Source organism: Clostridium sp. LS, from assembly GCF_002760435.1.
Classification (GTDB): domain Bacteria; phylum Bacillota; class Clostridia; order Clostridiales; family Clostridiaceae; genus Clostridium.
The window spans coordinates 1-13,195 of record NZ_AUUU01000023.1; the positions used below are offsets into that span (position 1 = coordinate 1).

10 protein-coding genes are annotated in these 13,195 nt (G+C 30.6%); 1 reads left to right on the forward strand and 9 read right to left on the reverse strand.

The features are described from left to right. Window positions 1–323: 323 nt before the first annotated feature. The 3 genes from COL3_RS06120 to COL3_RS06130 form a co-directional block, all read right to left on the reverse strand. Window positions 324–803, reverse strand: a complete 480-nt coding sequence (locus COL3_RS06120) for a metallophosphoesterase (RefSeq protein WP_008427214.1) — start codon at window positions 801–803, stop codon at window positions 324–326. Between the two features lie 159 nt (window positions 804–962). Beyond that, window positions 963–1,574: an XTP/dITP diphosphatase gene (locus COL3_RS06125; RefSeq protein WP_008427213.1), complete on the reverse strand. Its 612-nt coding sequence runs from the start codon at window positions 1,572–1,574 to the stop codon at window positions 963–965. Window positions 1,575–1,621: 47 nt separating this feature from the next. After that, complete coding sequence (locus tag COL3_RS06130) at window positions 1,622–2,599, reverse strand: AIR synthase family protein (RefSeq protein WP_008427212.1); 978 nt, start codon at window positions 2,597–2,599, stop codon at window positions 1,622–1,624. Between the two features lie 96 nt (window positions 2,600–2,695). On the opposite strand from COL3_RS06130, the gene COL3_RS06135 reads away from it, so the two are divergent. Next, a complete protein-coding gene (locus COL3_RS06135) occupies window positions 2,696–4,438 on the forward strand; it encodes a hypothetical protein (RefSeq protein ID WP_008427211.1) in 1,743 nt (580 codons plus the stop codon). 181 nt (window positions 4,439–4,619) lie between these two features. Here the strand turns inward: COL3_RS06135 and COL3_RS06140 are convergent, their stop codons facing one another. The 6 genes from COL3_RS06140 to COL3_RS06165 form a co-directional block, all read right to left on the reverse strand. Next, window positions 4,620–6,113 carry an ABC transporter substrate-binding protein gene (locus COL3_RS06140; RefSeq protein ID WP_008427210.1) on the reverse strand — a complete coding sequence of 498 codons (1,494 nt, stop codon included), beginning with the start codon at window positions 6,111–6,113 and terminating at the stop codon, window positions 4,620–4,622. Between the two features lie 171 nt (window positions 6,114–6,284). Then, entirely contained in the window at window positions 6,285–6,557 is a 273-nt protein-coding gene (locus COL3_RS06145) for a hypothetical protein (RefSeq protein ID WP_008427209.1), read from the reverse strand. Between the two features lie 3 nt (window positions 6,558–6,560). Beyond that, window positions 6,561–8,552: an NAD-dependent DNA ligase LigA gene (ligA, locus tag COL3_RS06150; protein WP_008427207.1), complete on the reverse strand. Its 1,992-nt coding sequence runs from the start codon at window positions 8,550–8,552 to the stop codon at window positions 6,561–6,563. 54 nt (window positions 8,553–8,606) lie between these two features. Continuing rightward, entirely contained in the window at window positions 8,607–10,874 is a 2,268-nt protein-coding gene (pcrA, locus tag COL3_RS06155; protein WP_008427205.1) for a DNA helicase PcrA, read from the reverse strand. 275 nt (window positions 10,875–11,149) lie between these two features. Then, entirely contained in the window at window positions 11,150–12,787 is a 1,638-nt protein-coding gene (locus COL3_RS06160; protein ID WP_008427204.1) for a HAMP domain-containing methyl-accepting chemotaxis protein, read from the reverse strand. A gap of 169 nt (window positions 12,788–12,956) precedes the next feature. Then, complete coding sequence (locus tag COL3_RS06165; RefSeq protein ID WP_008427202.1) at window positions 12,957–13,178, reverse strand: NifU family protein; 222 nt, start codon at window positions 13,176–13,178, stop codon at window positions 12,957–12,959. Between the last annotated feature and the right edge of the window lie 17 nt (window positions 13,179–13,195).

Sequence of the window (13,195 nt, forward strand, 5' to 3'; positions counted from 1 at the left end):
GAACCTGCGACCTCATGGTCCCAAACCACGCGCGCTCCCATCTGCGCCACACCCCGTAAGTCCTAACTTGTTCTTACAAACATCGCTTACTTCCCAGCGACAATGATTATTCTACAATATCAAATGTGTTTCGTCAATACCTTTTTTGAATAATTTCATAATAAATAATCCAAGCACTTAAATAAAGCTGTATTTTCATATATCGAGAAGCACTTTCTTGAATTTATTCTTAGCAGATTGGACTTATCTTTTTACAATGCACTACAAATATATTTAAAAGGTAATAAGCGCCATATATTATTATATTTTTTAATTTGATGAGATTAACCTCTAACCTCTTTAAAATACGTACGAACTTCACCATTATCATTAATGTCTATGAATCCAATACATCTTTTATTAAGTCTAGGTAATGAAATACTACCTGGATTCATTAAAATAATACCATCTTCCTCTTCAATTAAATGTATATGAGTATGACCAAACAGAACAATATCCGCTTCTAATTCTCTCCCCCTATAATATATATTATTTATAGAACTTTTTACACCATATAAATCTCCATGAGTAAAAAATATTTTCTTTCCATTAACCTCTATAATATTTTCTCTAGGGTATTTTGTTGTATAGTCACAATTTCCCGAAACTGCATATACTTTCCCTTTAAAATTTTTTTCCAATATTTCTACATCATCAACATTATCTCCAAGATGTATTAATATATCCGCACTTTTTATAACTTCTTTAGCTAAATCAATATATTTACTTATCCTATGTGTATCACTTATAACTGCAATCAACATAAAGTTTCAATCCTCCTATACCTTAGTTTAAACAATTTAAGCCTGTTTTAAATCTGTAAAATGAAATATTAATGAAATTTAATCTTTATTATGTTATACTCTTATAGTAAATTTTTCTATATATGATAATATAATCTCATAATCACAATCTATTATCAATTATAATAACTCTAAAATTACTTTTTTCAATTCCTTTAATGCTATTCCTCTATGACTAATATTATTTTTTTCATCTGAAGTCAATTCTGCAAAAGTTTTATTTAATGGTTTATAAAAAAATAATGGATCATACCCAAATCCACCTTCTCCGTGTAATTCTTCAATGATATACCCTTCTACTTCACCTGTAACTTTAAAATAATCTCCATTGTCCGTAAACATCGCTAATTGACAGATAAACTTAGCAGTTCTATCTTCTTCTTTCACTCCCCTTAAATTACCTAAAAGCTTCTCATTGTTTTTTGCATCATTTCCATCCTCTCCGGCATATCTAGCTGAATATATTCCTGGTTCTCCATTTAAATAGTCCACTGCTAATCCGGAGTCATCAGCTAAGACAATAAAGTTTTTATCTCCTCTTTTAACTAAGAACTCATATATTTCCCTTGCTTTCTTTTTTGAATTTTCTTCAAATGTTGCTCCATCTTCAACAACATCTATATTAATATTTTCGTCTTCTAATGACTTAACTTCTATAGCCAATTCTTTTAATATTTCCTTCATTTCTTTAATCTTTTTTTTATTATTACTCGCTAATATTAATCTCTTCACTGCTTTCTTCCTCCTAAATATATAATCCAATCTAAAAGTAAAAAAATTTATTGTATATTAAATAACTCATCTCTTTTTGGTGGTTCTACATTTATTGCATTGCCTCCATCAACTAGAACTCCACCATCTTCACATACTTTGCCTATTATAACCGCCTCAATACCACTTGAATGAAGCTGCTCAACTAATTCTTGCCCTTTTTCAGTCGTAATAAGCATGCTGCCTGATGATATGAGTCTGAGGGGATCTATTTTAAATTCTTCACATACCTTTTTTGTCACCTCAAGCATAGGTATCCTATCCTTATAGATCTTAAATCCTTTGTTCGAAGCCATAGCAACTTCAAATAAACCTCCCAAAAGCCCTCCTTCAGTTATATCATGCATTGAATTTACTCCAAACTTTCCGCCTATTCTTCCTTCTTCTAATACACTTATTTTATCTATTAAACTTTTTCCAAGCTCTATTTCTTGTTTAGATAATACTTTTTTAAGTCTTTCTTCATAATCATTAATTAAAATGCAAGTACCTTCTAAACCAATAGTTTTTGTTACTATTATATCGTCACCTAATTTCGCTCCTGCTGTTTTAACTGATCTTCCCTTTAAGTTTTTTCCTATTACAGTAATAGATATAATCATTTTATTAACTGCGCTTGTCACCTCTGTGTGACCACCTATAATCTCTACATTGATTTTAGCTGCTTCCTCATCTATTTCATTCATAACTTTATTTATTTCTTCTACACTAGATGTCGTAGGTGCTAAAATAGTAACTAAAATCCCTATAGGCTCTCCACCTGATGATGCAATATCATTACAATTTATATGTACTGCCAGTTTGCCAACATTCTCGTTCGCTCCTGTTATGGGATCTGTAGAAAAAATCCCTTCATAATTTCCAAAATCGATAATAGAGCAATCTTCCCCAACGTCATTCCTTACAATTACTTCGTCCCTCTTAACAGTTTTATTATTAAGTATGATATTTCTTAAATCATCAAAATCCAATTTTCCTTCCTTCATTATAAAAAATCTCCTTTTATTTATATTTTATGTACTTTTTACTCACTAATTTCATATTAATGAATAAGATGAGAATTTTATGAGAGGTGTTATACTTTGAGATATATAGGACCATTTTTTAGGATGAATAGTCTTTCCCAAAAAGAAATTAGTGGTCAACTTTTTCACTTATCCAAAGAATCAATAAAAACTTTAGTATTGAACTCCAAATGTGGTCTTTTAGCACAAATTAGAACTTCAAAAAAATCTTCTATAGATGATATTAGCATATTAAATAATTTTTCTCCACTACTATGCTTATATAGAAAAGCTTCACCAATATTTGTTCATAGTAAAAGCAGTCATGGCTTTGATGAATCAAGTTTTAAAAGAGAAATAGATCCGTCTACTTGTGCTCTTATGACATTATCCTTACTTGAATTAAGTGAATATTATTCGCACTATAATGAGGGCAAAAGAAATATTGTATCTCTTGAAAAACCATTTAAATATCTTGCTAAAGAGCAGTTACAATTTTACTCTGAAAATTTGAGAAATAATGAAGGTTTATTCGTTGAAAAGAAAAATTTATCTGACGGAAACTCAAAAGGTTTTTCTTTAGTGGATAAAGACGATAAATTTAAATTTTCTGATCAAGCTTTAATGATGGCTGCTTATTTATTATATTCATACTTTAATAAATCTGATGATATGAGTGGTGAATATTTTAAATTCTCTCATGAGATTTTAGATATGTTCAAAAATTATAAATCTGCATTATACGAGTTATCCTTTAATGAATGTGTATTAATCTTTCTAGCTTTAAATATATATTACAAGTATTCCTCAAATTCAGATGCAAAAAAACTTATTTTAGATTTAGGTGATTTTTTAATTTCTAAATTCCAAGAAAAAGATTATTACTTAGATTCACTTGATGATTGTGCATTGTTTGCTATATGTTTAATGGAAGCTTATAAACATACAGATATAATATCATTTAAAGATGCAGCTAAGGAGATTAATGAAAAATTAACCAGCTTATATGATTCTGATAAAAATATATTTACTAAAATATCTGATAAAAGAGAAAGTAAATATTCATGCTTAGAAGTAAATCTTTATCTCCTCAGTTTGCTAATGTACTCACGTTTAGAAGATAAAGCCAATGAATTAAGACCTATAATATCTGGTATTTATAGAAAATTCTTTGTAAATGGCGGTCTTCTAACAAGCTGGCCTGAAGCTCCTACCTTAGATGAGGTAGAACGTTATAGAAAATTGAGTTTGCGCTCTGATGATATGTTAGATGAAACATACTTTAGAATGCCAGTATTACCAACACCTAAAAGCACAGGATCAGCATCCGTTTTTGTAAAAAGCTTGACTTATTCAAAGAAAAAAGATTCTCTTAGTGCAAAGAGATCTTCCTTTGATAGCAATAAAAATATGCTTAACTTCTTCTTAATCATATATCTCCTTAAAGATATGGTTGAAGATTTTATGGAATTTTCTTCGCCTTTAAATTCAACAGTACAGACAGACTCACGAAATATTAATTCTGAGCAGAATAATAGTATTACTACTGATCAATCAGTTACTAGAGATCCTATTGCAAGTAATATAGAAGAGAATCCAGCAGATTCAAAAGACATTATTGAAACTAATTCAAATTCAATAACTGACAAAGAGTGCAATAATCTAGAAGAAACCGAAACCAATAGTATAAATAACGTAAAAAAAGCAAATAACATTGCTTTGTTAAGTAAAGTTACAATTTCAAAGGTCAATTCATCTGTTGTAAAAAATAAAAAATACAAAAAAAATAAGAATCAACCTCCTCGTAATAAGAAAGGTTGATTCGACTCAAGAGTATATAGGAATAGTTTTAATACGATTCTATCCTGTAACATTGATAAGTTCTTTTCTAAAAAATTATCTAAAAGGTTACATCATGCCGCTTTCTACTTTCATCCATTATTAAAGGTCCAAGTAGAAAGTGGTATAGTTTTCTGCAGGTAAGTACCACGATATTCATAATCTATTTAATAGTAGAAAAATCTATATTCCCATTCCCATCTAGTTTTAAATCTGATATTTTACTTGAGATAGCTATATTTTCATTATAAAACACTAGTGGTAATATATTGTAATTATCAAATAAACTCTCTTCTAAATTTGAATAATCAGCATTGGTATTACTACTTTTCAGCTTTTCTAACATTTTACTTTGACTATCTGTAAAATACTCTTTAAAATTATTATAAAAATTCTGCTTATCCAATATATTGGCTTCGTTATTGACTAGAATCATATCATATCTTTTTCTTAATTCTTCATCCTTAAATTCTTCTTTTACCAAGCTATATTTAACGGTTATATTAGTATTGCTTTTAAACCAATCCTGAATAATTCTGCATAAAATTCTATTTTCATTACTATCTTCACATAATAATGTCAATACTTCTGGTTTACTCCACTGTCCTTCTTTATTACTTCCAACCTTTCTAGCTTGTAATTTGGTTAAGTCTTTCTTATCTTCCCTAAAGAAACTTCCTTCTGCAAGCTCAAATTCTTTACTATTTGAATTTTGATAATTCTGGATTGCTTTGCAAACATCATTATATATTTCTCTTCTACCTTGAATAGGAATAGAATTACTTTTATCATTTATAACTAAATATGTGGCACTGTTTTCTGGTATCGTTAATAAATCGTTCTCTTCTGCCAACTTATTAATTTCACTTTCAGGTGGATTTATTACAATATCCCTTTCATTTACTTCATAGGATGCCATAGACAGCTCCACACTTTCATCATTAAAGATATTAATACTAGATACCTTAAGATTACTATTATCATTTCTCTTAAGTACTATCTTATCCTTACCTGCAGAATCAATCCTATAATCACCCGAATATACTAATGTACTAAAATTGTTCCCTATATTTTGCCACATAATCAGATATTTTCTCAATCTGTATTGAGGCTTACTTAGTTCATCTAAAAAATCGTCATCTTTTCTATTTAATCTAATGATAACAGAATTTTCAGTTGGTCTTATAGCTACTCCTGTTTCAAATACGACATTTCCCTGCTTAAAATCTCTCGCACCGTAAACATTTAGCAGTGCTTGTATATTTTCTTCATCTTCTTCCTTTAATAACTCCTTAAAAAACTCTGCTATATCACTAGGTGCTATCTTGCTCCCATCACTCCAAAAAATATCATCCCTCAGTTTAAATTCATATTGAATGCCTTCCTTATCTTTTAATATACTGCTTGCTAAAGAGGGGACAATTTTATTATCCGCACCTTTCGAAACCAAGCCTTTACTTGTGGCACAAATAATATCCTCTTGATGCAAAGATAACTTAGTTACTTTTTCTAAATCCCCCGGAATTTCACCAATGCCATAACTTATTGCTTCTTCAATGTTATCCTTAGACGCATCGCGGCTCTCCTTATTTATAAATCCTAAACAAAATAAAACTATAGAAACTAAAATAATTCCATAGAAAATAATCTTCCTCATAGTTACACCCTTTACTTTGAATTATATTTAGTATTATTACCATAATTTTCTTTGTTTAATCTTGACCATCATCAGAATTTATTAGAAATAACTAAAGGTATAATTTTTGCGAAATTCCAAATTAAATAACCGTGAACTCCCGAAAAAATTATACCTCTATTTATTGCTATATTATTTAATTAAATTCATCATAAAGAAAATTAGCGACACTGATATAGCTAAACTAAATGCAAAATAAATAAATCTTTTTCTACCTGTCTCAATTATGATAAACCTAAGGGCTAAAACTGCCATAGTTACGCAAACTCCGAGCTGTATTGGTAAATATGAATTAAAAATTTGACCAACATAGTAAAATTGATATGTTGTTACAAAAGTACAAATTATTAAAATACTTGTTATAAATGCACATGCGAATCCAAGCATATTGATTAATTTCTTCATACTCTACCCCCTTAGCATCTCTTCAAATTCTTCCTCTGAAAGGACTTTAATCCCTAATTCCTCTGCTTTAGTTAACTTTGATCCAGCAGCTTCTCCGGCTATTACGTAGTCTGTTTTTTTACTAACACTTCCTGCAACCTTTGCACCTAAACTTTCAAGTTTATCTTTTATCTCAGTTCTAGAATAATTTTTAAGTGAACCTGTTGCAACAACGGTTTTACCTTCAAAAGGACTTGCTATTACTTCTTTTTCTTCATATTTAGGACTAACACCTAGGGCTAGTAATTCTTCTATTGTCTGCAATACCTTTTCCTCTTTAAAGAATGCTACAACCCCTTGAGCAACAATATCCCCAACATCTTGAACTCCAACAAGTTCTTCAAACGTTGCATGTTTCAAACCTTCTATAGACTTAAATCTGCCAACTAAATCCTTCGCAGTTTTTACTCCTACATTTGGGATTCCTAGCGCATATATAAATGCATACAACTCACAATCCTTGCTCTTTTCAACAGCTTCTAAAAGATTTTGAGCCTTTTTTGCTGCAAACTTCTCTAATCCTATTAGGTCTTCTTCCTTCAATTTATACAAATCAGAAATAGATTTGATATTTAGCTTTTCAAATAATTGTTCTGCTGTTCTTTCAGAAAAACCTGCTATATTCATTGCTTCCCTAGATGCATAATGTACTATGCTCTTAACTAATTGTGGCTTACAAGACAAAGTATTTTCACAGAAATAATGTGCTCCATTTAATACTAAATGACTTCCACATGCCGGACAAACCTCTGGCACTGTAATTTCCTTTGAACCTTCTAAAGAATCAGGTACAACTCCCACTATCTCTGGAATTACATCATTACTTCTTCTCACAAATACTTCCGCACCAATTCTAACACCTTTCCTAGCTATATCATCCATATTATTTAAAGTTGCTCTCTTAACAGTAACTCCTGCTAATTCAACTGGATCCAATATAGCTGTAGGACCAACTCTTCCACTTCTTCCTACATTCCATTCAACATCTAGAAGCTTAGTTGTTGCTTCCTGAGCTTCAAATTTAAATGCAATAGCCCATTTAGGAAATTTTACTGTATAACCTATTAGCTCTCTTGTTCTAATATCATCTATAGCAATTACTAATCCATCTATATCATAATTTAAATCAAATCTAATACCTTTTACATAATCAATTTCTTTCTCAATTTCTTCTATAGAAGCACATACTTTTATATAATCATCAACAGGCAGCCCTTGTTCCTTTATAAAATTCATCATTTCCATGTAAGTCTTAAATGGAGTCCCTTCTTTATATCCCACATCGTAAAAGAAAGCAGAAAGATTTCTTCTCGCAGTTTCTTTTACATTTAAATTTCTTAAGGCCCCTGCTGCACCATTTCTTAAATTTTTGAGTGGTGTATCAGAAGTTTCATTATATTTATCGAATGCCTCTTGAGTCATAATAGCTTCTCCATGAACCTCTAAAACATCCTTACTATTAATTTTAAGAGGAATTGATTTAATTGTTTTAACTTGTGCTGTCACTTCTTCTCCAATGCTTCCTGTTCCTCTTGTAGCAGCTATTTCAAGTATACCTTCAGTATTATACGTTAAGTTAATTGTTAAGCCATCAAATTTCTTTGTAACAACATATTTCAGATCAGGCAAATTTTCTCCCCTGCTTCTAGCCTCTTCTACAAACTTAACATTTCTATTATGCCAATCTATAATTTCTTGCAATGATTGTGCCTTATCTAAGCTCCAAAGTCTAGCTTTATGAGTATATTTTTTAAACCCGTCTAATACAATATCCCCAACTCTTAATGTAGGCGAGTAAGGAAGTACATACCCCGTTTCCTTTTCTAAATCTCGAAGTTCGTAGTATTTTTCGTCATAGTCTTTATCACTTACAGAAGGATTGTCTAAAGAATAATATTCAAATGAATATCTATTTAACTGTTCTACAAGTTCTTTTATTCTTTCAATTTTATCCATACTAGGCCTCCATTTTTAATCAATGAATAATTAATACTTCATTCCTTATTTATATTAAATCATTTTAAGCTTTGCAAAAGATAGTAATAACGATTTAACTCCTTGCTTGTCAAAAGCAACTGTTAACTTCTTATCATTTCCTGCATCTACAACTGCTACAATTGTTCCTTTTCCGAACTTCTCATGAACAACCTTTCTACCAAGGGTTGCTTCACTACTAGTTACATATTCCGTTGCAACTTCACTCATAGCACTTGTTCCAACTATATTAGGACTATTGTTTTTAGATTCATATGAATTTCCACTGCCCATAATGCTACTTCTCAAGCTATGAGGATTATTATATGAACTGTTTCTAACTATAGCATCTCTGCTCTTAATACCAGTCTTCTCTGCCCCAACATACTCTTTAAGTTCTGGTTTTATCTCATTAATAAAGTCAGATTGAGGATACGCTACTGTTTTACCAAATACTCTTCTTACTTCAGCAGAAGTCATAAACAATGTCTGTTTAGCTCTAGTTATGCCAACATAGCATAATCTTCTTGACTCTTCCATCTCTGATTCTTTTTCAAAGGATGCAGTTCCTGGAAAAATACCATTTTCCATACCAACCATAAATACAACTGGGAACTCTAATCCCTTTGCACTATGGATTGTCATTAATACTACTGCATCATCTTCCTCTTCAATCTTATCTGTATCTTGAACTAAGGAAACTCTCTCTAAGTATGCAGACAGCGACTTATCTTCACTAGTCTTTTCAAAATCAACTGCATCAGATACAAGTTCCTTTAAGTTCTCAATTCTACTTTTATCTTCAATTTCGTTTGATTCCTTTAATTGTTTAAGATATCCCGTATCTTTTAATATCGATTCAATGAGCACTGAAACAGGAACTGTCTCACTAAGTTCCATTAAATTTTCCATGAGTGTAACAAAAGGTTCAATAGTTGACACATTTCTTGGAGTCAATGTTGGAATACTTCTTACTTCAGCCAGCGCATCCCATAAATTCAATTCAAAATCAGTTGCAAATTCCTGTACTTTTGAAACAGTTGCATCCCCAATGCTTCTCTTAGGTACATTTATAATTCTTCTAATACTAATATCATCTTGTGGATTAACAAGAACTTTTAAATATGCTAGTATATCTTTTATTTCTTTTCTATCGTAAAACCTTGTACCCCCTACTATTTTGTATGGAATACCTTTTCGTCTAAGACTTTCTTCAAAAATTCTTGATTGAGCATTTGTTCTATATAATATAGCAAAATCATTGTAGTTTTTGTCTTCTTTTTCTTTTATCTCTTGAATTTGTTTTCCAACAAAATCTCCTTCATCACTATCTGCATATGCCCTGTATATCTTAATCTTACTTCCAGGCTCTTGCTCAGTTCTTAATACTTTGCTTTTTCTATTTGAATTATTTACAATTACAACATTAGCTGCATTTAATATATTCCCTTTAGATCTATAATTTTGTTCTAGCTTTATTACTTTTGCTCCTGGGTAGTCTTTTTCAAAGTCTAAAATATTAGTAATATCTGCGCCCCTCCACTGGTAAATACATTGATCATCATCCCCTACGACGCATATATTCTTGTATTTTGATGCAAGAAGCTTAACCAATTCATATTGAGCTCCATTAGTATCTTGATACTCATCTACCATTATGTATTTAAATTTATTTTGATAGAATTCTAATACTTCAGGATTGCTTTTAAAAAGTTCAACTGTTTTAAAAATTAAATCATCAAAGTCTAAAGCATTGTTTTCTTTTAATCTCTTTTGGTACATTTCATATACATCCGCAACTTTTTTTTCCCTAAAGTTAGCTTCATTTTCTAACATAAAGCTTCTAACACTTTGCATTCTATCTTTGGCTTTTCCTATCTTCCCCATTATCTCTTGTTCTGTTAAATCTTTATCATTTATATTAAGTGCTTTCATACACTCTTTAACTAATGTCTTTTGATCCGAGCTATCATATATAGTAAAACTACTTTTATATCCTATCTTATCTATCTCTCTTCTTAAAATCCTTACACAAGTTGAATGGAAAGTGGATATCCACATATTTTCTGCTCTTTCACCAATAAGTGCTTTAACTCTATCCTTCATTTCCTTTGCAGCTTTATTTGTAAAAGTGATAGCTAATATACTATAAGGTGCAATGCCTAAATCTTCAATCATATGTGCCATTCTATGTGTTAACACTCTAGTCTTACCCGAACCTGCTCCAGCTAAAATAAGCACCTGCCCATCAATTGTGGTTGCCCCTTCATACTGTTCTTTATTAAGTAATGCTTTTAAATCCATTTACTTATTCCTCCTTTCCCAATCCTTAAATATTATACCATATGTGCTTATGTTTAAATCATCAAGGTGACTAAAATATTATTTTTAATTATATACATTCAAATTTATATATTGGGTCAACTTCTATTACTTAGAAAAATTAATATATTATCTAAGAATATAAAAAAACACCTGATATCTTTAATCAAGTGTTACTTGTATATTATTAATAATTTCATAACTTTAACCACCATATATTAATCACCCTAACTTTTCTGCTTTGGCAATCCAAGATACTATATTTTAAAGTTTGAAACGTCTTTTTCTAATACAGATGAGATATTAACTAGTTTTTTTGCTGTTATAAAAAGTTCATTTGTTATAGCTGCTTGTTCTTCTGTAGATGCTGTCACTTCTTGGGAAAGAGCTGAGATTTCTTGTGATTTTGAAGCTATATTTTCAACTGTGTCTAAAATCTTATCTCTTCCCTTCATAGTTTCGTGAAGTACCACATGAACCTTATTAATATCGCTAGGAATATTATTTACTTTACTAATAACTCCTTTAAATGAAGTTGTTACACTATTAATATCATTTTTACTTTCTTCTACTATTTTAGTTACAAGCTCTGTGGTATTAGAAACGTCATGAGTTTCTTTCATTACTGTATTTATTAATTGGGTTATACTTTTCGATGAATTTAATACTTCCTCCGCAAGCTTTCGTATTTCTTCTGCTACTACTGAAAATCCTTTTCCAGCATCACCTGCTCTTGCGGCCTCAATTGATGCATTTAATGCTAAAAGATTAGTTTGCTTAGCTACTCCATTTATAACATCCACTATAGAATTAATCTGCGATATTGTTTTATCTAAATTCTCCACTTTCGATCTTGATACCGAAAATGAATTCAACATTTCATCTATAGTATTAGCCAATTTGTTTATAGTTTCTACTCCTCTATTTGTATCTTCTTTTATAATCTTTCCGCCATCAGCTAACAATGCCAATTTATCATCCACATTGTCTAAGTCTTCTGAAAAACTTCCTAATAAACTAACGGCCTCTTCTAAAGCCTCTGTTTGTTTTATCCCTTCCTGAGATACACTAGTTACCGAAGCTGCAATTTCTTCACTAGAGGATGCTACGGTGCTGCCACCAATTTCAATATTCTTTGATAAGTTGCTTAGACTTTCTGATACTACTTTGATTTTCCTAACAAGTTCCTTCATACCTTTTCTAGTCTTACTACTTGCAGCTGCTAATTTTCCTATTTCATCTTTACCTGTAATTGTATACTCTGCTGTAAAATCTCCATCTCCTGCTTTCTCAATAACATCCTTAATAATTTCTATAGGTCTCGCAATTCGCTTTCCTATACATACTCCTGCAACAGCAGCTAGTAGTAAAAGGACTATAGCATAAATTATACTTTGTATAATAGTATTCCTAATAGATTTTTGCATGTTATCAACAGAAATTCCAATTGAAAGAGCATAACCTATAGTATCTCCATCCTTAATTGGGACTGTTACATTATATGCAGGCGTTCCTTTCCACTCATACATGTATGTTCCGATGTTCCCTTTAAATACTGCATCTAATCCTGCTGATTCAATTTTTTCGCCAATAGACTCCTTTGATGTTCCTGCCAAAAGCGTTTTATCTCTTGATATCACACCTATGTAGCATAATTCTCCATCTGAATATTTATATGTTTGATCTATTATCCCTTGTATTTTATCTGTATTTCTAACCCCTGCATTTTCTATATTTACTCTTATATTATTAACTAAAGTCATGCCATCTGCTTTCATTTGATTTTGTATTCCACTTACCATTTGATATGAAAAGAAAGATATACAAATTAAAATTATTATTGCTGCAATTAAAACAAAATTAAAAATTAATCTTTTTCTTATGGAATTAAACATATTACCCCTCCTCGTATAATTGAATATATTTGAATAACTTAATTATAATTTCTATATAATTTTTTATCTTTTATTTAGTACCCGAAACGAATATTTTCCCAATATGTTTCGTTCGCGTACGAAACATATTGGAATTTATAAATATTTCATTTATTAAAGGTCTCTAGTTTTAAACCCCTATAACCTCTGTAACCCCTGGTACTTCTTCCTTTAATCTTTGCTCAATAATCATTTTTATTGTCATCATTGCTCCTGGACAATTTCCACAAGCACCTTGCATTTTTACACTTACTACTCCATTGTCGCTCACATCCACCAGTTCAACATCTCCACCATCTCTTTGTAGTATTGGTCTGACTTTGTCTAATGATTTTACTATTAACTCTTTCATACTAATATCCTTCTTTC

Coding starts and splice junctions, on each gene's coding strand:
- COL3_RS06120 (WP_008427214.1), bottom strand. CDS start 803: ATGTTGATTGCAGTTATAAGTGATACACATAGGATAAGTAAATATATT.
- COL3_RS06130 (WP_008427212.1), bottom strand. CDS start 2,599: ATGAAGGAAGGAAAATTGGATTTTGATGATTTAAGAAATATCATACTT.
- COL3_RS06140 (WP_008427210.1), bottom strand. CDS start 6,113: ATGAGGAAGATTATTTTCTATGGAATTATTTTAGTTTCTATAGTTTTA.
- COL3_RS06145 (WP_008427209.1), bottom strand. CDS start 6,557: ATGAAGAAATTAATCAATATGCTTGGATTCGCATGTGCATTTATAACA.
- ligA (WP_008427207.1), bottom strand. CDS start 8,552: ATGGATAAAATTGAAAGAATAAAAGAACTTGTAGAACAGTTAAATAGA.
- pcrA (WP_008427205.1), bottom strand. CDS start 10,874: ATGGATTTAAAAGCATTACTTAATAAAGAACAGTATGAAGGGGCAACC.
- COL3_RS06160 (WP_008427204.1), bottom strand. CDS start 12,787: ATGTTTAATTCCATAAGAAAAAGATTAATTTTTAATTTTGTTTTAATT.
- COL3_RS06165 (WP_008427202.1), bottom strand. CDS start 13,178: ATGAAAGAGTTAATAGTAAAATCATTAGACAAAGTCAGACCAATACTA.